The sequence below is a fragment of the Thermotalea metallivorans genome (assembly GCF_001562415.1).
Classification (GTDB): Bacteria; Bacillota; Clostridia; order Peptostreptococcales; family Thermotaleaceae; genus Thermotalea; species Thermotalea metallivorans.
Window position 1 is genome coordinate 1 of the sequence record NZ_LOEE01000076.1, and the last position, 21,833, is coordinate 21,833.

At 40.4% G+C, this 21,833-nt stretch carries 19 protein-coding genes, 1 riboswitch and 1 other annotated feature; of the genes, 13 read left to right on the forward strand and 6 right to left on the reverse strand.

All coding sequences use genetic code 11. The features are described from left to right. The first annotated feature begins 525 nt into the window (after positions 1-525). From AN619_RS14345 to AN619_RS14380, 8 genes are all read left to right on the forward strand, one after another. Positions 526-1,221: a response regulator transcription factor gene (locus tag AN619_RS14345; RefSeq protein ID WP_068557957.1), complete on the forward strand. Its 696-nt coding sequence runs from the start codon at positions 526-528 to the stop codon at positions 1,219-1,221. After that, positions 1,211-2,467: a hypothetical protein gene (locus AN619_RS14350; protein ID WP_068557958.1), complete on the forward strand. Its 1,257-nt coding sequence runs from the start codon at positions 1,211-1,213 to the stop codon at positions 2,465-2,467. Before AN619_RS14345 ends, AN619_RS14350 begins: the two co-directional genes overlap by 11 nt. Before the next feature lie 265 nt (positions 2,468-2,732). Beyond that, positions 2,733-3,878, forward strand: coding sequence for a sensor histidine kinase (locus AN619_RS14355; RefSeq protein ID WP_198153327.1), 1,146 nt, complete (start codon positions 2,733-2,735; stop codon positions 3,876-3,878). A 151-nt stretch (positions 3,879-4,029) separates the two neighbouring features. After that, positions 4,030-5,748, forward strand: a complete 1,719-nt coding sequence (locus AN619_RS14360; RefSeq protein ID WP_157065031.1) for a peptide-binding protein — start codon at positions 4,030-4,032, stop codon at positions 5,746-5,748. Positions 5,749-5,791: 43 nt separating this feature from the next. Beyond that, complete coding sequence (locus tag AN619_RS14365; protein WP_068557961.1) at positions 5,792-6,754, forward strand: ABC transporter permease; 963 nt, start codon at positions 5,792-5,794, stop codon at positions 6,752-6,754. Positions 6,755-6,765: 11 nt separating this feature from the next. Further along, positions 6,766-7,680 carry an oligopeptide ABC transporter permease gene (opp4C, locus tag AN619_RS14370; RefSeq protein ID WP_068557962.1) on the forward strand — a complete coding sequence of 305 codons (915 nt, stop codon included), beginning with the start codon at positions 6,766-6,768 and terminating at the stop codon, positions 7,678-7,680. A gap of 11 nt (positions 7,681-7,691) precedes the next feature. After that, positions 7,692-8,672, forward strand: coding sequence for an ABC transporter ATP-binding protein (locus AN619_RS14375; protein WP_068557963.1), 981 nt, complete (start codon positions 7,692-7,694; stop codon positions 8,670-8,672). Then, positions 8,665-9,636: an ABC transporter ATP-binding protein gene (locus AN619_RS14380; RefSeq protein ID WP_068557964.1), complete on the forward strand. Its 972-nt coding sequence runs from the start codon at positions 8,665-8,667 to the stop codon at positions 9,634-9,636. Before AN619_RS14375 ends, AN619_RS14380 begins: the two co-directional genes overlap by 8 nt. 322 nt (positions 9,637-9,958) lie before the next feature. Here the strand turns inward: AN619_RS14380 and AN619_RS14385 are convergent, their stop codons facing one another. The 5 genes from AN619_RS14385 to AN619_RS14405 all read right to left on the reverse strand — a co-directional run bounded on the left by AN619_RS14385 (position 9,959) and on the right by AN619_RS14405 (position 13,023). Beyond that, complete coding sequence (locus tag AN619_RS14385; protein WP_068557965.1) at positions 9,959-10,486, reverse strand: tryptophan transporter; 528 nt, start codon at positions 10,484-10,486, stop codon at positions 9,959-9,961. A gap of 125 nt (positions 10,487-10,611) precedes the next feature. After that, positions 10,612-10,864: a binding site (T-box leader), on the reverse strand. Between the two features lie 94 nt (positions 10,865-10,958). Further along, positions 10,959-11,333: a GerW family sporulation protein gene (locus AN619_RS14390; protein WP_068557966.1), complete on the reverse strand. Its 375-nt coding sequence runs from the start codon at positions 11,331-11,333 to the stop codon at positions 10,959-10,961. Continuing rightward, positions 11,323-12,006, reverse strand: a complete 684-nt coding sequence (locus tag AN619_RS14395; protein ID WP_068557967.1) for a DUF2953 domain-containing protein — start codon at positions 12,004-12,006, stop codon at positions 11,323-11,325. Before AN619_RS14395 ends, AN619_RS14390 begins: the two co-directional genes overlap by 11 nt. Next, positions 12,003-12,446 carry an anti-sigma factor family protein gene (locus AN619_RS14400; RefSeq protein WP_068557968.1) on the reverse strand — a complete coding sequence of 148 codons (444 nt, stop codon included), beginning with the start codon at positions 12,444-12,446 and terminating at the stop codon, positions 12,003-12,005. Before AN619_RS14400 ends, AN619_RS14395 begins: the two co-directional genes overlap by 4 nt. Before the next feature lies 1 nt (position 12,447). Continuing rightward, complete coding sequence (locus AN619_RS14405) at positions 12,448-13,023, reverse strand: RNA polymerase sigma factor (protein WP_068557969.1); 576 nt, start codon at positions 13,021-13,023, stop codon at positions 12,448-12,450. A 192-nt stretch (positions 13,024-13,215) separates the two neighbouring features. Between AN619_RS14405 and AN619_RS14410 the strand changes: the two genes are divergently transcribed. Further along, positions 13,216-13,782, forward strand: coding sequence for a DNA-3-methyladenine glycosylase I (locus AN619_RS14410; RefSeq protein WP_068557987.1), 567 nt, complete (start codon positions 13,216-13,218; stop codon positions 13,780-13,782). 35 nt (positions 13,783-13,817) lie between these two features. Here the strand turns inward: AN619_RS14410 and AN619_RS14415 are convergent, their stop codons facing one another. Then, positions 13,818-14,732 carry a LysR family transcriptional regulator gene (locus AN619_RS14415; protein ID WP_068557970.1) on the reverse strand — a complete coding sequence of 305 codons (915 nt, stop codon included), beginning with the start codon at positions 14,730-14,732 and terminating at the stop codon, positions 13,818-13,820. Positions 14,733-14,858: 126 nt separating this feature from the next. On the opposite strand from AN619_RS14415, the gene AN619_RS14420 reads away from it, so the two are divergent. The 4 genes from AN619_RS14420 to purC all read left to right on the forward strand — a co-directional run bounded on the left by AN619_RS14420 (position 14,859) and on the right by purC (position 21,816). After that, positions 14,859-18,641, forward strand: coding sequence for a phosphoribosylformylglycinamidine synthase (locus AN619_RS14420; RefSeq protein ID WP_068557971.1), 3,783 nt, complete (start codon positions 14,859-14,861; stop codon positions 18,639-18,641). Between the two features lie 194 nt (positions 18,642-18,835). Beyond that, positions 18,836-18,937, forward strand: a riboswitch (purine riboswitch). A gap of 259 nt (positions 18,938-19,196) precedes the next feature. Next, positions 19,197-20,519, forward strand: coding sequence for an NCS2 family permease (locus AN619_RS14425; protein WP_068557972.1), 1,323 nt, complete (start codon positions 19,197-19,199; stop codon positions 20,517-20,519). Between the two features lie 74 nt (positions 20,520-20,593). Continuing rightward, a complete protein-coding gene (gene purE, locus AN619_RS14430; RefSeq protein WP_330382102.1) occupies positions 20,594-21,076 on the forward strand; it encodes a 5-(carboxyamino)imidazole ribonucleotide mutase in 483 nt (160 codons plus the stop codon). Between the two features lie 35 nt (positions 21,077-21,111). After that, on the forward strand, positions 21,112-21,816 hold the full coding sequence (gene purC, locus AN619_RS14435) for a phosphoribosylaminoimidazolesuccinocarboxamide synthase (protein WP_068557974.1): 705 nt from the start codon (positions 21,112-21,114) through the stop codon (positions 21,814-21,816). The last annotated feature ends 17 nt before the right edge of the window (positions 21,817-21,833 follow it).

A 21,833-nucleotide genomic window follows, 5' to 3' on the forward strand; every position in this document is an offset into this window, starting at 1 on the left:
GGATTCACTACTCTAACTAAAAGGCTTTCTATGTGATATTAATCCTGATGAACCGCCGGATACGGGACCGTATGTCCGGTGGTGTGAGAGGACGGTAGATAAATTAATTATCTACCTCCTACTCGATTGTTCATTAAAAAAGCGGCACAAATCTGAGCAGGAAGTCAAATCTCAAAGGTTTGTCTGCAAACTCAATAAATATACTAAATGTTGCCATAATATGCTAAATATTGTTATAATATTTTAAAAAGAAAATATTTTTTTTCTTTTCAATAATTTGTACAGGATTAATAATCAAAGACATAGAAAATATTTTATTTTATGGCATATTGTTACAGATTTATACCTATAGCTATTGTTATGTGCTGCATACATATCTGCTGCAAGAACAATGATATGTTAGGGGGTCGGTTGCATAGGATATTTTTATTACTTTTTAAACCGGTTGAATTTTCTGGCATTGCTCATAATTATGCATTGAAAGCAGATTGAGGGCAAATAGCCTGAGCAACAGGAGGGGGTTTTGTGAAAAAGATTCTGTTGGTAGAGGATAATGATGATATTCGAGGATTTATTAAAATAAATTTAAAAAGAGAAGGATATACGACATTAGAGACTGCTTCTGGAGAAAAGGCGATTGAATTATTTGATATATATACAGATATAGATATAGCAATCATAGATATTATGCTTCCGGGTATTGATGGATTTTTTGTAAGCAGCAAAATAAGACAAAAGGATGAAAAAACAGGGATCATAATTTTAACTGCAAAATCACAGGAAGAGGATAAAATCAACGGATTATCAAAGGGTGCAGATGATTATATAGTGAAGCCCTTCAGTCCAAGCGAACTGATAGCTAGAGTAAATTCTCTTTATAGAAGAGTTTCAATGGCCAGAAATAATAAGGACAAAATAACAGTGCGTCCTTTTGTTATTGATGTAGATTCAAGGAAATTATATAAAAATGGCAGAGAAATAGAACTTACCCACATAGAATTTGAGTTGATCAAGCTATTTGCAAATAATTCAAATAAGGCGCTGAGTCGAAATGAAATACTTGATTCCATATGGGGAGAGGATTTTATAGGCAATTATAAAATTGTAGATGTAAATATCAGTAGATTGAGGCAAAAGATAGAGGAAAATCCTTCAAATCCACAATATATAAAATCCATAAGAGGATATGGATACAGATGGGATGTCTATGATGAATGTTAGTATTTGTAAATTAATAAAATCTTTTTTGGTCTGCCACTTGGCGCTGCTGATAATAATTTTTTTGTTATCTTCATGCAATAATCAACCTGCTGATTTGCTCTCTCCGCCATTGCTTGATAAGAAACATCATGAAGCTTTTATAAAGATAAAAAATTTTATCCCCAAGAATTCTAAACTTACGTCTCCTCTAAAAGGAGACAATAAAAATGCAGTTTATTTGTTGGATTATAATAACGATGAGGCAGAAGAAATAATTTATTTTTATAAGACGGAGGATCCTTATGCTCCCTTAAGAATGGGGATTATAAAAGACAATAGCTTTATAAATGCTACGAGTATAGGATTCAGTGGAAATGAAATTGATAAATTTTGTTATTATGATTTTGATAGAGATGGAATTTTTGAATTTTTAATTCTAAAAATGAATTCAAATGGTAAACTAAAGGATTTCATCGTTGTTAAGGAACATTCGGGTATCTTAAAAGCAGTCTACGCAAAAGCCATTGAAGATTTTGAGCTTTTCGATGTCGATGGAGACGGTATTTTTGAACTGCTGGAATTTGACAAAAAGCATGCAAAGATGAACATAGTCAAATTTAAAGAAAATGATCGATTCGAAAGAATTGCAGCGGTAGACTTGGACGGAAACTTGAAAGAAATAAAGTCTATTACGATTGGGAGGGCCAGCAAAGATACAGACGCAATTTTTATAGACGAACAATTAGGAGAAGAAATTTCGGCTACTGAACTACTCATCCTGCAGAATGAAAGAGAAAAAAATGTTTTTTCAAATTATTTATATAAATATTCAGAAAAGATTTTAAAGCCATACTATGTGAAGTCCAAGGATGTAGATGGGGACGGGATTATCGAAATAGCTATCCCTGAAATGTTGAATCATTCAAAGGATAGTGCTGTTTGGATTCATAAGTGGTTTCAATGGGATCGAAAGAGAGGTCTTATTTACCATTGTTCTACATATGACAGCATGGAATATTATTTTGTAATCCCTAGATTTTTAGATGGAAAAATTCATATAGAAATTGAGGAAGAGAAAACATTGTTTTATTCTCAAAATAGAGAAAAACTTTTATTTTCAATCTATAAAGTTGATAAAAAACACCAAGAAAAAGGCCGAGGAGATAAGATATTTGAAGTGTTGAATGCAGATTATTACTTAGACTGTAAAGATATATCTATAAGAAAAGACGAAATTTTAAAGTCCATATGGAAGCATGAGGAATGATGGCATGTCAAGCATTAAAAAAAGATGGTTTAAAAATTATGTTTTAGGTGTACTTTTTGTGTTGTTCTTGTTGAATATCGCCTTTATAGTGATGATAAAAAACTATTATTACGCTAACATAAAACAAATGCTAGTAAACAAATCCGCCACGGCAGCAGATTTTTTTAATAAGTATGCCGAGTATAATAAATCCATGGAGCTTCTCTTAAAAAACTATGTGGAGGATTATTGCTTTGATGAAATCTTTGAAGTGCAACTATTAGATTTGAGCGGAAAAATTATTGCAGATTCTAAGGGGCTAAACCAGGGAAAATATGTTTGTAAGGAATCTTTGACTGTACCTGAGAATCAACCGATAATCCATGTGTTCAGAAATAAACAGACAAATGAAAATTTGATGTCAGCGTATGCTGCCATAAAAATAGATCATAAAGTTATTGGCATACTTAGATTTCTAACTTCCATTGAAAAAATAGATATAAGATTGAATTATTTGATTTATATTTCTCTTATGATATCATCAGCAGTTATTTTTACCCTGTCATTGCTTAGTATTTTTTTTACGAAAAGTATATTAGACCCGATAAAAGAAATAAATGCTGTGGCAAAAAAAATGGCGAAGGGAGAATTTGATACAAAAATACAAAAGAACTATAATGATGAAATAGGACAGCTTGCAGATACATTAAATTATATGTCCGGGGAAATATTGAAAATGCAAAATTTAAAAAATGAATTTATTTCTTCTATTTCTCATGAGCTAAGAACGCCGTTGACATCAATAAAAGGATGGAGTGAGACCATCGCCACAAGTGGTTTGAATGACACTGATGAAATCAAGACAGGATTAAGAATAATATCAAAAGAAGTCGATAGATTATCTCAGATGGTTGACAACTTACTTGATTTTTCTAAATTAGAAAGCGGAAAATTAAATTTGAATTTTGAATGGTTTGATTTTATTGACATCATAGAGGAAATATGGTGTTTGTATAAGACAAAAGCACATGCCAAGGAGTTGCATTGGTCTCTACAACTGAATGATGGAATAAAAAACATATATGGGGATAAATGCCGGTTCAGGCAGATCGTGATAAACATTTTGGATAACGCAATCAAATTTTCCAAACCGAATGGAAATATTTCCATTGCTGTTTCCAAAGAGGATAAGATAAAAATAATGGTTCAAGATGACGGCATAGGGATTCCGAAGGATAAAATAGAGAAGGTAAAGGAAAAATTCTATAAAATCGATGTCCACAAGGAAGGAAGCGGACTAGGACTGGCAATATGCCAAGAGTTGATTCAGCTTCATGGATGGAATTTAGCAATAGAAAGCAGTGAAGGGTTAGGAACAAAAGTAATCATTGAAATACCTGACTTTGTTGAAAACGCAAAGCTTGACTTTTAAAAGCCTTGCGTTTTTTTTACAGTTTCTTTGTCAAAATAAAAAAATTGAAAATATTTTTATTGTTGCCAATTTGTTACCAATAATATTAAAAATTGTTTTATGATATGTAATAAATATTATCATAAAACAAATTTTAGGTGGGAGGGATATAATGAAAAGGCTATTTAGTGCAGTGTTAAGCTTCATTGTTTTTGCAGGTTTATTTACAGCATGTACAGAGCCAAGTTCAAATCAGAACAACAGCGGAAAAGAGTTAAACAAAAGTCAAATTGAAATTCTACAAGCTGCTAATCCGGAAAAACTTCCTCAAGCTGCAAAGGATAGGAAGGATACTTTAATTGTTGGAACAACAGCCCCTCAAGGTACATTTAACCCTATTTATTCAGGCAGTGTATATGATTCGCGCGTTTGTTCCTTGATTTTTGATGGTTTAATCAATAATGATGCTGAAGGGAACCCAATTCCCCATGCAGCGGAAAAATGGGATATTTCTCAGGATGGAAAGACATACACATTCTATATTAAGAAGGGAATAAAATTTTCCGATGGGAAAGAATTAACTGCAGAGGACGTAGCATTTACATTTACTGCGATGTGTGATCCCAATTATGACGGCCCGAGAACGGATGCTGTAATGTATTTGGAAGGATATGAAGAATATAACAAAGATAAAGAAAATAAAGTAAAGGAAGTCAAAGGAATAAAGGTGATAGATCCCTATACAATACAATTTACATTAACTGAGGCACAGGCTCCTGCTATTTGGAATTTCGGATATGGAATTTTACCAAAGCATTACTATGGGTTTGAAAAAGGGAATATTCAGAAACTGAAAGATTTATTTCTTAAGCCTATGGGATCGGGAGCATATGTTTTAAAGAACTATAAAGCAGGGCAAGAAGTGGTATTTGAAAAAAATCCTGACTATTGGAAGGGTGCGCCTAAGATAAAGACCATTGTAATGAAGGTAACCAATGCCAACACGGTAGTTCAAGAATTGACAGCAGGCAATGTTGACATAGATGCTGTAGGAAAGCCGGAAATGGTTGAATTAATAAAACAGGCGGGTTTCTTAGATATATACAGCTATCCGGCAAATTCATACGGATATATAGGATTAAATCTTAGAGATGAAAAATTTAAAGATAAGAAAGTGAGACAGGCTCTTATGTACGGCCTTGACAGAAAGGGATTTATAAATGCTTACTATAAAGGCAATGGGCAAGTCTGCAATGCTCCTGTATCACCGGTTTCATGGGCATATACCGATGAAATCAATACATATGAATATAATCCTGATCTTGCAAATAAACTTTTGGATGAGGCAGGATGGGTTAAAGGGGAAGACGGGTTTAGATATAAAGATGGGGAAAAGTTTACAATCCATTGGATGACATATACCGGCAGCAAATATGTTGAATCGTTAATTCCCATATTAAAAGATAATTGGGGAAAACTTGGAATCGAGGTCATACCTGAACTTATGGAATTCGGTACCCTTGCTGAAAAGGTATACGACAAAAGGGAATTTGAAATGTATAACATGGCATGGTCATTAGCCATTGACCCAGATCCGTCAGGAATCTTTGCATTTGCCCAAGATGTTCCAGGGGGTAATAATTCTGTAGGTTGGAGAAACGAAGAAGCTGAAAATCTTATGAAGCGAGGACTAAGTGAGTTTAATCAGGAAAAGAGAAAAGAAATTTATAAGCAATGGCTTAAAATTGCTAATGATGATTTGCCATACCTGTTTTTAGGTTATAACAAAGATAATGTGGCTGTAAGCTGCAGAGTAAAGGGTGTAAATCCTTCGCCGTATATTGATTGGACATACGACATTCAAAATGTTGAAATAATTGATATTGAATAAAAATTGCCCGGGTCTTTCCGGGCAATATTCAGGAGGGCTTCAAATGAAACAGTATATCACAAGAAGACTTTTGGAAATGATACCGGTATTGATTGGAATCTCTATTTTGATTTTTGCAATTTTTCAACTGGCCCCGGGGGATCCAGTTTCCACAATGGTTGATCCTAAGGCATCTGCAGCAGCAAAAGCAAAGCTGAGGGAGCAGATGCATCTAAATGAACCTATGCTTGTCCAGTATAAATATTGGGCAACTGATATACTGAAAGGCAATTGGGGAGAATCTTTTTATTTCAAGCAGCCTGTGAAAAAAGTGATTAATTCCTACATATGGAATTCCTTTTACCTATCCTTGGCTTCATTTTTGTTAAGTGCTGCGCTTTCAATTCCTATAGGGGTTCTTTCTGCCACACGACAGTATTCAAAGTTTGATTATATATTTACTGTATTTGCACTGATTGGGATTTCCATGCCATCCTTTTTCTTTGGGTTATTGCTAATAAAATGGTTTGCCGTCGATATAAAATTATTTCCTGTATCCGGAATGACGGTTCCCGGAAGTACAGCAACAGGTTTTGCGCTTTTTCAAGATGTAATGCATCATATGACGCTGCCTTTGGTAGTTTTGACGTTGGGGAGCCTTGCCGGTCTTATGAGATATACAAGATCCAGTATGCTTGAGGTAATACGCCAAGATTATATAAGAACGGCAAGGGCAAAAGGGTTAAGAGAAAAAGTTGTTATTTATAAACATGGCTTACGAAATGCTTTAATACCTGTCGTTACTATTTTCGGGATGTCACTTCCCGGGCTTTTTTCAGGAGCTATTATTACGGAACAAATTTTCAACTGGCCGGGTATTGGACCCATCGGTCTACAAGCCGTAAATACGAGAGATTATACCCTCTTAATGGGGATAAATATGCTGCTTGCGGCATTAACATTGTTGGGGAACTTGATAGCGGATATTACATATGCTTTGGTGGATCCAAGGATTAGATTTAAATAGGGGGGATACGGATGGAAATTGTTCGGGAAAACAGGATAGAGCAAAAAAAGGAAAAAATATTAGGACCATGGCAACTGGCATGGATAAGGTTAAAAAGAAACAGACTTGCTATGGTTGGGTTATATGTGCTTATTTTTATGGTATCCATATCTATTTTGGGACCCATAATCTCCCCATATAAAATGGAAACCATCGATCTTGCAAATATTTCAGCGCCTCCATCCATTGCACATCCCCTGGGAACTGATGAAGTCGGAAGGGACATTTTAACAAGGGTTATGTATGCGGGGAGAATTTCCCTGTCTGTGGGAATTGTTGCCGTTTTCATAAGTGTTGTGATTGGAAGTATGATTGGTGCTGTTTCAGGATACTATTCGGGGATAATTGATGCAATTATCATGAGAATCGTGGATATTTTTATGTGTTTTCCATTTTTGCCGCTTCTTTTGATGATTGCGGCAGTAATGTCGGATTATAAGATAAATCCCGATTATAGAATTTATGTTGTAATGTTGATCATAGGAATATTAAGCTGGCCAGGCCTTGCAAGAATAATAAGAGGGCAAATTTTATCTTTGAGAGAGCAGGAATTTATCCAAGCAGCGGAAGCTTTGGGACTCAGGGATAGAAGAAAAATATTCAGGCATTTGCTGCCGAATACTTTTGGCTCAATTATAGTTTCATCTACTCTTGGTGTAGGCAATGCAATTCTTACTGAATCTGTTCTGAGTTTTTTGGGTTTGGGAGTTACACCGCCAACCCCGTCTTGGGGGAATATGGTGAATGCGGTTACCGATGCCTATGTGTTTCAATTTCATCCATGGCGATGGATGCCGCCGGGAATTTGCATCTTCATTACAGTGATGGCAATCAATCTTTTAGGTGATGGACTAAGAGATGCTTTTGATTCTAAACTTAAGAGGTAGGGAGGGTATCGATGGAGAAATTGTTAGAAATTAAAAATTTAAAAACGTACTTTTACACAGATGAAGGGATTGTAAAGGCGGTGGATGATGTCAGCCTAAAAATCAACAAAGGAGAAACAATGTGTATTGTTGGAGAATCAGGCTGCGGCAAAAGCATAACGGCAATGTCGATTTTAAGATTAATACCAAATCCTCCGGGGAGAATAGAGGGGGGAGAAATTGTCTTTGAAGGCAGGGATTTATTGAAGCTCAGCGAAGAAGAAGTAAGAAGTATAAGAGGCAACGAGATTTCTATGATATTTCAAGAGCCGATGACATCCTTAAATCCTGTCTTTACAATAGGAAATCAAATTATTGAAGCGATTATGCTTCATCAAAACTTAAGCAAAAAAGCTGCAGTTGAAAAAGCAGTTGAAGTATTAAAACTTGTGGGAATTCCAAGGGCAGATGAAATAATAAATGCCTATCCACATGAATTGAGCGGCGGAATGAGACAAAGGGTGATGATTGCCATGGCAATGGTCTGCAACCCGAAACTTTTAATTGCAGATGAACCGACAACAGCCCTTGACGTTACGATTCAGGCACAGATACTGGATCTGATGAGGAAATTAAAGGAAGATACAAAGACAAGCATCATGCTGATAACCCATGATTTAGGCGTTGTTGCTGAAATGGCAGATTATATATCTGTCATGTATTCTGGCAAGATCGTTGAAGAGGCAAAGGTTTTAGAACTTTTTAAAAATCCCCTCCATCCATATACGTCCGGTCTTTTAGCATCAAAACCTCAAATTCATATTGATAAGGAAAAACTATATGCTATTCCCGGGCAAGTACCAAGCTCCTTTGACCTGCCGAAAGGATGCTATTTCTATCCAAGGTGTGAAAGGGCAATGGATATTTGCGAGCAATGTGCACCAAAATTAAAGCAAATCCATGATGGACATTATGTGGCCTGCCATCTTTATGGGGGTGAAGAAAATGAATGATGTCATACTGTCAGTGAAAAGGTTAAAAAAATATTTTCCAATAAGGGCAGGTGTATTTCAAAGAACTGTAGGTTTTGTGAAAGCAGTAGATGACATATCTTTAGAATTAAAAAGGGGAGAAACATTGGGGCTTGTAGGAGAATCCGGATGTGGAAAATCAACTACAGGGAGAACGATTTTGAGGCTAATAGAAAAAACTGATGGGGAGGTATTTTTTGAAGGAAAGGATATTTATAGATTAAAAAGGGAGGAGTTAAGGAGATTAAGACCTAATATGCAGATTATATTCCAAGACCCATATTCATCCCTAAACCCAAGGATGACAGTTGGAGAGATTATAGGAGAAGCTCTCATTGAGCATAAGGTGGCGGATAAAAATACGGTTGAAGATAAAGTACAAGAAGTTTTAGAAATGTGTGGGTTAAGCCTATTTCATATGAAAAGATACCCCCATGAATTTTCAGGAGGCCAAAGGCAGAGGATAGGAATTGCAAGGGTACTGGCATTAAAGCCAAAGTTTATTGTTTGCGATGAACCGGTATCAGCCCTTGATGTTTCAATCCAATCCCAGATCGTAAATTTGCTTTGTGAATTACAACAGAAGTTTCATTTTTCCTATCTTTTTATTTCTCATGATTTAAGCGTAGTAAAGCATATAAGTCATAGGGTGGGCGTGATGTATCTTGGTTCCCTCGTTGAACTTGCAGACAAAAAAGAAATTTATACCAATCCACTGCATCCGTATACCCAAGCGCTTTTATCGGCAGTTCCGGTTGCAGACCCAACGGTGCAAAGAGTAAGAAATATATTGGAAGGAGATATTCCAAGTCCGGCCAATCCTCCGAAGGGATGCAAGTTCCATACAAGGTGTCCTTATACAAAGGATATATGCAGAGCTGAGGTTCCGGAATACAAAAATGTAGGGAACAATCATTTTGTAGCATGCCATCGAATAGGAAGGTGAGATTATGGGGAATCATGAAAAGGAAATTATAAAATTGGAATGTAAAGATATTCTAGCCATAATGATTGCTCAGTTTGAAATATTGATGCCTCTTGTTCTGCTATTTTGTGTGTTGTTCTGGGGAAGCTTTAAAATATTGGCGTATTTTTTGCTTAGATAAAACAATGCTACAGTCTTTATAAATTGCTTCAGACAAAGTGGGGAAGGGGATTGCGAATGTGGGGAAGAAGCAGATCTTGCCCAAGCTTGCGGAAGCCCTGAGGATGCTGAAATAATCAAAAAGGAACGCGGTTTGCAGTGCCACGTTCCTTTTTTCTGTTATTTACCTTTGTTGATCTATTAATTTTATGCCTGAAACCTTCATGGCAAGTTTTACGGTTTGATAGATGAAAATGGTTGCAAAGATGTTGGTCACGGCTGTGGGCAGTACAATGCCCATGAATAAAATATGGAAGGGAGCCGGTAATCCCACCATATACAGGGCGGAAGTCAAGAATACAATGCCGCTGACGATTGTTCCCAAAAAGGAGATGATTCCGACGACGATGGTCTGCCCCTTCAGATTTTCCGTTAGCTTGATCAAAAGAAACACAAGGCTGCAGGTAACGAGCTTATCCATGATATTGGGAATCTGTCCCCCGGGAAACGTGGTGGTCATGGCGGTAATGATGCCTCCCAAAAGGGCCGTGACGACTGCATTTTTGAAATCTCGGTTGATCAATAGGGAGACAAAAATCACGGAAAGCATGATATCGAATTTCATATTTCCGATGGTGCCGGGTACAATCTGATGGAGTATATATCCGATGGCGATAAGCAATGCTGTTAAAATGCTTTTTCTTAGATTCATTCCAATCTCTCCTTTGATATATCGTTTTTTCTTTTTTCCAATGGCAATCCGATTCTTCTAAAGTTCACAACATATGCTTATCACCTCCCCATTGTCCGCAAATAAAAAAGCCCTTCATCCCTGCAACTAGGGACGAAAGGCTTGCTTCCGCGGTACCACCCAAATTAGATAGAAATCTTCTATCTCTCTCATCCGGATACGGAGCTGTATGGAACTCGATATCCTGTCTCTGTAACGGGAAACTCCCGGCTGCGGCTACTGCAATTTCGCCTGGCTTCTCCTAGGTCCATTCAACAGAAATCAAAGCGTCGGACTTCCACCAACTCCGACTCGCTGCAGCCAGATATTCTGCCTACTACTCCTATTCAAAGAATTTTCTCCATATTTGCTTATTAGGGCTATTCTACTACAAAGCTGCTATGGAGTCAATGGAAAAAGATAATTTTTATGGATCGATAAGAGAAATTGCCCTTTATTCTTGTGTACAACATCCCCCTTCTTTGTGATGGGTTTTCAGTTTGTTTACGATTTCAGGAACCATGTCAATTAGTTTTTCTAAGCCTCCTTGATTTTTGATGGGGAGTATTTCTACTCGATCTCCTTTGATAACGATCACAGCTGTCGGGGAGGCCTTTGCACCGATACCGCCACCTCCGCCCATGCCCGTAGAGCCCTTTGGATCTGTTCCGTCGCCGCCGCCGGTGCCTAGGCCGAAGGAAAGGGTTATCACAGGGATCAAAGTGGTTTCACCGATTTGGATGGCTTCTCCCACAACGGTTTTGGATTTCAGCAAGTTTTCTAACCTTTCAAATAAAACACTCACGTTTTCACTAAAATTAAATGACATATGCTTTTTCCTCCTTTTTATGGTTGATCATATTTTTCATCATATTTCTTACAGAGGCAGAGCGCAACAGTTTGATGGCCAGAAACAAGAATACGCCTATGATCATCCTGCCTTGCAGATGAAATCTCCCCTCCAATTTCTGGTCATCGAATACGGGGGTGATATGGATATCAAACCTTGAGAGGGAAGGATACAACATGCTCCACATACCCCAAAACATGCCCGTATGACAAGGATCATCAAAACCCAATTGCCCATCACATTCAAAACGGCGGGGTCTCATATGCTTTAGAAGACTCCTTGCAAATTTGAATAGGGCCCGAAATAGTTCTTGATTGAAATAACTTGCAAGGGGATGGCTTTTTTTCTGTTTTTTCTTTATTTCCTTCCTGTTCTTTTTATCTTTTTTCTTTTTGTGTCTGTCTTTTTCGAGTCCATGGATATGGTGGAATATTGGAAAGCCTAGGATATGAAACACCCAAGACTGTGGATGATGTTTTTTCTTTATTCCAGATACTTTTACACCGCCGAAGAGCCATGATATTTCACCCCGGATCTCATAATCCTGGTATCTGTATCCTGTCCATGTGTATTCAAAGGGAATACAGCATAGGGCAAGGAGAAAAGTGAAAAAAATAATCCCTAGGACACGGAGAACAATCCAAAAGATCATAGGCGTTCCCTCAATGTCAGCAGCCTTTCTCTACCCTTAAATAGGATGTCAAAGGTTTTGTATAGGGCAGAAGGTGTATCTTTGATGCCTTTTTCAATGGCGGCTGCACCAGATTTTATCCCCGGTACGGCTTCTAGGAATAAAGCGGCATGTCGGAATATATTTCGCTGGACATGGATGAATTCCTTGATACCAAAGCCTTGATTTTCTGCCGGTGCCAGTTCACCCAGCGCCTTGGTTCGAAGCAAGGTGATATCTGGTGGTATATCCATTTCATCAAGAGATTCCAATTCCCACATGAGCAGTTTGAGCTCTGTCAATTCTTTTCTGCATAAGGTACAGCTTTTCAGGTGTTCTTCCAATATAATTTTTTCCAGGGGGGCAATGGTTCCGTCTAAATACTCATGAAGCAAAAATTCGTCAAATTTACATTCTCCCATGCTACACCTCCCAAAGGCCTTCGTTTTTCAGCCTGTCTTTTAGGAGCCGACGTCCTCGGAACAGGTGGGTTTTCACTGTGCCGAGGGGTAAATCCATAACCTCCGCAATTTGCTGATAGCTCATACCTTCCACATGCCTTAGAATAACGGCGGTTTTCATATCCTCGGGGAGTTCCTTGATGGCCTGCTCTAAAGATCTCTTTATATCCAAAAAGGTGATTTCTTGTTCAATGCTGGTACCGCAAGCAATCCATTGCTCCGGGGAATTTTCTTCCCCATCGGGAGATATACGGACGGAAAGGGCTTGAACTTTTTTTTGTCTGATGAAATTCAAACAGACATTGACCGTGAGGGTCTTTAGCCAAGGCAAAAGGGGACGGTTTTCATCAAAACGCTCCATGTTTCTGTAAATTTTTATGTACACTTCTTGCATCAGGTCGAGGACATCCTCCTTGGAATGGGCATAATAATAACAGAGCCGGTAGATATACTTCTCGTACTTTTCCAACAGGAGCCCATAACCTTCTTCATGATGATCTTTGCAGAGGCGTATTAATTTTTTATCGGAAACATCCAAAGCACCTCCCCCTTTCCGTCGAAGTGTCTATATAAATAAATACCCGTCATAAGTGAAAAAGTTTCATTTTTAAAAGCAAAACCTTTTAGATATTTCTAGGAAAGAATCCATTGGCTGTGGAGGATTTTGAAAAAAGGCAAGGAATATAAGGGAGAGATGCAAGTTGAAAAATCAGAGGAGGATGAAGAAAAAATGAAAAAAAGATGTGATTGGGCAGGAAAGGAACAGATTTATATAGATTATCATGACCAGGAGTGGGGAGTACCCGTTCATGATGACCAAAAACTTTTTGAATTTTTGTTATTGGAAGGGGCCCAGGCAGGACTCAGCTGGATTACAATCTTGAAAAAAAGGGAAAACTATCGTCAAGCCTTTGATCATTTTGACCCTATCAAAATAGCCTGTTATGACGAACAGAAAATTCAAGATTTGTTGGCCAATGAGGGAATTATCCGCAATCGTAAAAAAATTGAAGCTGCTATCGAAAATGCCAAGGCCTTCTTGGCGGTACAAAAAGAATTCGGAAGCTTCGATAGGTATATCTGGCAGTTTGTAGGAGGAAAACCTAAGAAAAATGCTTGGAAGAACCTCAAGGATGTGCCTGCTACTTCACCGGAATCCGATGCCATGAGCAGGGATTTGAAAAAAAGGGGCTTCAAGTTTGTGGGATCCACCATCTGCTATGCTTTTATGCAGGCGGTGGGTATGGTGAATGATCATGGGACGGACTGTTTTCGATATAACGAAATTGAACCGTAGGGATCCTAAGGGAAAATTTGTTCTGGAGAAGAAAACTACAGGTGTGGGGAAGAAGCAGGTGCCCAAACCATCAATAACTCCATAAATTTTTGTGCGGCAACGGGGATGGGGATTTGACTATGGGTAATGAGGCCCAAATCCCTGGTGGGAATATCCTCTTTGATGGAGAGGGCAAACAATTCCCCGTTTTGCAATTCCTCTTCTACGGCATCGGACATCACATAGGAAATGCCTAAGCCGATTTTTGTCAGCTCTACCAAAAGATCCACGCTGTCCAGCTCGATCTCGGGAATCATATGGATTTGGTATTTTTTCACAAGTTCATCAAAAAAGTTTCTGGTGGTTGAATTTTTTTCCAGGAGAAGGAGGGGATAGGATGTTAGGTCCTTTAGCGAGATTTCTTTGCTTTTCAGATGGGAAAAAGCTTCTCCGGCCACAAAAATATCTTGGATTTTTTTTAAGGGCTTTACGCTCATTTGAGAATAGAAGTCCAGCGGAAGCATATTGACGATCCCAATATCGATGATGCCCTTTCTTAACAAATCGATACACAGGGGCGAAGGCCGGTTGGTGATGCGGATTTTGATGTGGGGATACCGGCGGTGAAATTCCTTTAAGTGAGGGAGAAGATAGTATTTGCAGATGGTATCACTGGCGCCGATGCGTACTTCCCCCTGTTGCAGATTTTGTATGGCTTGGATGCTTCGTTCTCCGGATTTGATACAATAGAAGGCCTGTTCGATATGCTTGAATAGAGTTTCCCCTTCAGGCGTCAGGCGTATCCTCTTTCCGTGCCGGGCAAAAAGTGGGGTATTGAGTTTTTCTTCCAACTGCTTGATGGATTGGCTGACGGCGGACTGGGAGATGTAGAGCTGGTGGGCGGCCTCTGAAAAGCTTAAGCCCTTGGCAGCATAATAAAAGACTTTATATAATTCAAAATTGATGTCCATTTATAAACACTCCTAATATAGAATATTAATACCATTAATTTTTCTTATTTATTATATTATGCTACAATCAAGTTGTAAAGATACGCGGGGATTTTTGTCGATGATGATGAAAGGTGGGAAAACCCAATGGAAAAAGCAGTGCGAAGGATATATGTTGAAAAGAAAAAAGGCTTTGATGTGGAAGCCCGTCATTTGTTTCATGATCTGAAAGAAAACCTTGGCATTCAGGGGCTGCAGGATGTTCGCATTATCCACCGTTATGATATTGCGGGAATTTCCGACGAGGAATACGAAAAATCTCGCATTACCATATTTTCCGAACCGCCCGTAGACCATGTATACGATGAGGTATTGCCCTATGGTCCGGAAGACCGAGTTTTTGCCATGGAATATCTGCCGGGACAATATGACCAGAGGGCAGATTCTGCCGCCCAATGCATACAGATTTTGACCCAAAAGGAAAGGCCTGATGTACTGACGGCAAAGGTGATTGTACTGGGCGGAAACATAGAAGAGGAACAGTTCATCAAAATCAAAAATTACTGCATTAATCCTGTGGACTCTAGGGAAGCATCCTTGGAAAAACCCGTTACCCTTCAGATGGAAGCAGCGATGCCGGAAGATGTGGCTGTACTGGAAGGCTTTATCCATAAGGATGAGCAGGAGCTTGTCTCCTTTCGGGAGGCCATGGGCTTTGCCATGAGCCTAGAGGATTTGATTTTCTGTCAAACCTATTTTCGAGATACGGAAAAAAGAAATCCAACCATCACCGAATTGAAGGCCATCGACACCTATTGGTCCGATCACTGCCGCCATACTACCTTTCTCACAGAAATTGAGGATGTAAAGATAGAGAACGGAATTTTTACCAATGTCATCAAAAAGGCTTATGATGAATATATGGACTCAAGGGCTTATGTTTACGAGGAAAAGGCCAAAGATGTATGCCTGATGGATATTGCCACCATGGGGATGAAAGAGCTGCGCAAAAGAGGAATGCTTGAAGACTTGGATGTGTCTGATGAAATCAATGCCTGCAGCATTGTGGTCCATGTGGATGTGAACGGTCAGCAGGAAGCGTGGCTGATCATGTTTAAAAACGAAACCCATAACCATCCTACGGAGATCGAACCCTTTGGCGGCGCTGCCACTTGTTTGGGGGGAGCCATTCGAGATCCCCTGTCGGGCAGAACCTATGTGTATCAGGCCATGCGTGTGACAGGAAGTGGTGACCCACGAGCAAGGATTGAAGATACACTGCCGGGAAAATTGCCTCAGCGGAAGATTACCACCGGAGCCGCAGCGGGATACAGCTCCTACGGCAATCAAATCGGTCTGGCCACTGGACAGGTAGCGGAAATCTATGATGAAGGTTTTATAGCCAAGAGAATGGAAATCGGTGCTGTCATTGCCGCTGCCCCAAGGCAGAATGTGGTGCGGGAAAAACCTTGTGAAGGGGATGTGGTGCTGCTGGTAGGAGGAAGAACAGGCCGGGACGGATGCGGCGGGGCAACGGGTTCTTCTAAGGAGCATACGGAGGAATCTATTCTTACCTGTGGTGCCGAGGTGCAAAAAGGAAATCCTCCTACGGAGAGAAAAATCCAAAGACTCTTTAGAAATCCGGTGGTCAGCAGAATGATTAAAAAATGCAACGACTTTGGTGCCGGGGGGGTTTCCGTGGCCATCGGAGAGCTGACAGACGGCATCGAAATCAACTTGGATGCTATTCCCAAAAAATATGAAGGCCTCGATGGGACAGAGCTGGCCATTTCGGAATCCCAGGAACGTATGGCGGTGGTTGTTTCCCAGAAAAATGCAGCCAAGTTTATCGAGTATGCTAGGGAAGAAAATTTGGAGGCTGTTGTGGTGGCCAAGGTAACGGGAGACCGCCGTTTGAAAATGTTCTGGCGGGGTAAGGCGATTCTCGATATCTGTAGGGATTTTCTAAATACCAATGGGGTAAAACAGAAGACAAAAGTTTTTGTCAAGGCCCCTGCACCGGAGAAAAACTATTTTCATTCCATGGCAGAGGCCATAGAGCGGCATCAGGAGGACGTAAAGGCTGCATGGTTGACAAATTTAGAAGACTTGAATGTGTGCAGCCAAAAAGGCTTGGTCGAAAGATTTGACAGCACCATTGGCGCAGGAACGGTCTTGATGCCTTTTGGCGGAACATACCAGGCAACGCCGGCGGAAGCCATGGTGGCCAAAATACCGTTGATTTCGGGGGAAACTTCCACAGGAACCATCATGAGTTATGGCTATCATCCAAAGCTGTCTGCATGGAGCCCCTTCCATGGTGCCTTCTATGCAGTGCTGGAAGCCGTGGCCAAGGTGGTAGCTGTAGGAGGGGACTACAAGACGATCCGGCTAAGCCTCCAAGAATATTTTGAAAAGCTGGGCAAAGATCCGGAAAAATGGGGCAAACCCTTCAGCGCTTTGCTGGGTGCCTTCTATGCCCAGAAAAAGCTGGGTATCCCAGCCATTGGGGGAAAAGACAGCATGTCGGGAACCTTTAAGGATCTGGATGTACCTCCGACCCTTGTGGCCTTTGCCGTGAACGTAGTGGATGTAAACCATGTGATCTCTCAAGAATTTAAAAAGGTCAACAGCCATGTAGTATATATACCCCTCTTGCGGGATGAATATGAACTGCCTGATTTTGAGAAGCTGGATAGACATTATGGAAAAATTACAGAACTGATCCGTGCCGGTAAAGTGCTTGCCAGCCACACTGTCAGGGTAGGCGGAGTTGCAGCGGCCATCAGCAAGATGTGTTTTGGAAACAGAATTGGTTTCCGATTTGAAGAAAAAATGGAGCTGGCCAGTCTGTTTGCACCGGATTATGGAGGAATTCTTCTGGAGATCGATGGCAAGGAAGATATTTGCAGCCTGCTCGAAAACATTTCCTACAAGGTTCTGGGAAAAACTCAGGAAAAGGAAGCTATCGAAATAAACGGCATGGAAATCTCCTTGAGGGAAGCTCTTCAAGCCTGGGAGAAACCTTTAGAGAAAGTATTCCCTACAAAAACAGAGGAAATCCGGGGGATATTGACCGATACCCCCTATCATGGGGGAACTCCTTCCAGACCAAGGATAAAAATAGCAAAGCCAAGGATCTTCATTCCTGTGTTTCCGGGGACAAACTGTGAATATGATTCTACAAAGGCTTTTGAAAATGCCGGCGGAATCGTAAATACCCTCGTCTTCAGAAATCTGACGCCGGAGGATATAGAACAATCCATTGTGTATATGGTGCAAAAGATTGACAGTGCGCAAATCATCATGATTCCGGGAGGATTTAGCGCTGGGGATGAACCCGACGGATCAGGAAAATTTATTGCTACGGTTTTTAGAAATCCTAGGGTGAAAGAGGCTGTCATGAGATTCCTAAAAGAACGGGATGGACTCATGTTGGGAATCTGCAACGGTTTTCAGGCATTGATCAAGCTTGGATTGTTGCCCTATGGCGAAATCAGAGATATGGAGGAGAACAGTCCTACGTTAACCTTTAACAAGATTGGAAGACATGTTTCCTGTATGGTTCGCACCAAGGTGCTCTCCAACATGTCTCCATGGCTGCAAAAGGTAAAGGTGGGGGATATCCATACCATTCCCGTATCCCATGGGGAAGGAAGATTTATTGCCAATGAGGAGCAGATCAAAGAAATGGTGCAAAGAGGGCAAATTGCTACCCAGTATGTGGATCTCGGAGGGAATCCGACCTATGATATTGCCTACAATCCCAACGGTTCCATCAATGCAGTGGAAGGAATCACCAGTCCCGACGGGAGAATTCTGGGTAAAATGGGACATTCGGAGAGAATCGGTTTCCATGTAGGAAAGAATATTCCCGGTGAAAAGGATCAAAGGATTTTTGAGGCAGGGGTGGCCTATTTTAGGGATTAGGACAAAAAAGGATGACGGTAGAAGGCAGGAAAGATAGCATCAGAGAAACAACCTAAAAAGTGAACGAATAAGCAATATTATTAAATTAATGTTCGAAAATATCCATATCAATAATTTAAAAAACAATAAAATATTCGACAAAATCATTGACAAGGGCGTAGACCTTTGATATTATAATAGTGCAAGGACAACTTCAGAAAATCAGCACACTGACTCATATAATTTTGGTAATATGGTCCAAAAGTCTCTACCAGACAACCGTAAATTGTCTAGCTATGGGTGAAAGTGTATCTAGGGTTCCGGCTTTTATAGCTTGACTTATTGTAGAATTGTGCTATCTGGGCATAATAGTGACTAGGGAAGATAGGTTGGCTGAAAAAGTGACTGGTCCGAGTGATACAGGTATTGCGGCCTTGCGATACTACACCGAGGGGAGAAAAGCCCGGGCGGGGAGGTTTCACTTTTGTGAGCATCAAACCTTCCTTCCCGGGCTTTATTTTGTCTTATGAAAATGTATAAGCCGAATATTTCCCCAATGAGACAAGGAGGATGAAGATGGAATTAACGAACAAACACAACAAAGGAGCCCTTGACAGCTTATTTAAGCTGGGCGAGCACAAAACAAACGTAAAAACGGAGATGATCGCCGGAATTACGACCTTTATGACCATGGCCTATATCTTGATTGTAAATCCGGACATCTTGAGTGCTACAGGAATGGACAAAGGAGCTGTTTTTACGGCTACGGCATTATCGGCTGCTATTGCAACCTTCTGCATGGCCTTCTTAGCCAATTTGCCCTTTGCATTGGCACCGGGCATGGGACTGAATGCATTCTTTGCTTTCTCTGTGGTATTAGGTATGGGCTATAGCTGGCAATTTGCTTTAACAGCCGTACTGATTGAAGGGATTATATTTATTATTTTAACGTTGCTGAATATTCGTGAAGCCATTATCAATGGTATGCCTATGGTCATCAAAAATGCAGTAAGCGTAGGTATTGGATTGTTTATTGCCTTTATTGGTTTTCAAAATGCGGGAATTATTGTTAACAATGATGCAGTCCTCGTGGGACTTGGGAATGTAAAGGATCCGGGCGTTCTGCTGGCATTGGCGGGAATTGTGATTACGGGAATTCTGCTGATCAGAAATGTCAAAGGGGCTTTGCTGATCGGTATGATCGCTACGACAATCATCGGTGTATTTATCGGAAAGGCTGCCTTACCAACTACCCTTGTCAGCGCACCGCCAACCCTAAAGCCCATTTTTGCTCAATTTGAATTCAAGCAAATTTTTACATTTGATATGTTATTGGTTGTATTTACTTTCTTATTTGTGGACTTATTCGATACAATCGGTACGTTGATCGGTGTTTCTACAAAGGCCAACATGCTAGACAAAGACGGAAAGATTCCAAAGGCGAAGCAGGCATTATTGGCTGACGCCATCGGAACAACGGCGGGTGCCCTATTGGGAACAAGCACTGTTACAACCTATGTAGAAAGTGCTTCCGGGGTAGCGGAAGGCGGCAGGACAGGATTGACGGCATTGACAACGGGCGTGTTGTTCTTGGCTTCTACAGTTTTTGCACCGGTCTTTACCGCAGTACCGGCACAAGCTACAGCACCGGTATTGATCTTGGTAGGTTTGTTCATGATGAGCCCTATTCTAAAAGTGAATTTTGATGATTTTACTGATGCAATCCCGGCATTTCTTACAATCATCATGATGCCTTTGACATACAGCATTGCAGAGGGCCTTGTATTTGGCGTGATTTCCTATGTGCTTCTGAAAAGCTTCACCGGAAAGGCAAAGGAAGTTCATCCGATGCTGTATATTATTGCCATACTGTTTGTATTAAAGCATGCCGTAGGTTAGAATTTCATAGCCCGAAATAGATGATGCAGTCTATATCGGGCTTTTTTGCAAGCAAAATAGAGGAGGGATTAATGATGAAAGTAGCAATGGTGATGGGAAGTGATTCCGATTATCAGGTGGTGGAGAGAGGTGAAAAGATTTTAAAGGATTTTGGTGTAGATGTGGAGGTACATGTTATTTCAGCCCACAGGACGCCCGATCGTGCAATGGAGTTTGCAAAAACAGCAGAAGGGAAGGGAATTGAGGTGATCATCGGCGCAGCAGGAAAAGCTGCCCATCTTCCTGGGGTTCTGGCTGCCCTGACAGTGTTGCCTGTTATCGGGTTGCCCATTAAATCATCCACTATGGACGGATTAGATTCTTTGCTGTCCATTGTGCAGATGCCCAAGGGCATCCCTGTGGCGACGGTAGCCATCGATGGGGCTGAAAATGCTGCTCTGTTGGCAATACAGATTTTATCGGGAAAATATCCGGAGCTCAGGGGGAAAATGAAGGACTATAGGAAAGCCATGGCAGATGAAGTGATTGAAAAAGATAAGCAATTTAGAATCCGATAATGCTATGAAAAATCCACAAAAGGGAGGCAATGAGTATGCAAAAATTAGAAATGCTTTATGAAGGAAAGGCAAAAAAGGTATTCAAGACAGAGGATCCCAATCGATATGTCGTTGTATATAAGGATGATGCTACAGCTTTTAACGGTGAAAAAAAGGGGACCATTGAGGATAAGGGAATCGTCAATAACAAGATGTCTGCATTGTTGTTTAAGCTATTGGAGGAAAAGGGCGTACCCAACCATTTTGAAAGCCTGCTGAGTGATCGGGAAATGTTGGTGAAGGCTGTAAAGATCCTGCCTTTGGAGGTTATTGTAAGAAATGTGGCGGCAGGCTCTTTGGCAAAACGTCTTGGCCTTGAAGAGGGCGTGGAAATGAAAACAACGGTATTGGAGTTTTGCTACAAAAACGATGCACTGGGCGATCCGATGATCAATGACTATCATATTGAGGCCATGGAATTGGCTACAAAGGAACAGCTGGAAGAAATTAAGAGATATGCCTTTCAGGTCAACGAAGTACTAAAGGAATTCTTTATCCAAAAAGGTTTAAAGCTTATTGATTTTAAACTGGAATTTGGTCTGTACCAAGGGAAAGTGATACTTGCTGATGAAATCTCCCCAGATACCTGCAGACTGTGGGATGCAAAGACAAACAAAAAAATGGATAAAGACCGCTTTAGAAGGGATTTAGGAGAAGTAGAGGAAACTTACCAAGAAGTTTTGGCGAGATTAGAGAAATAGGAAAAGGGTGGAGGGCA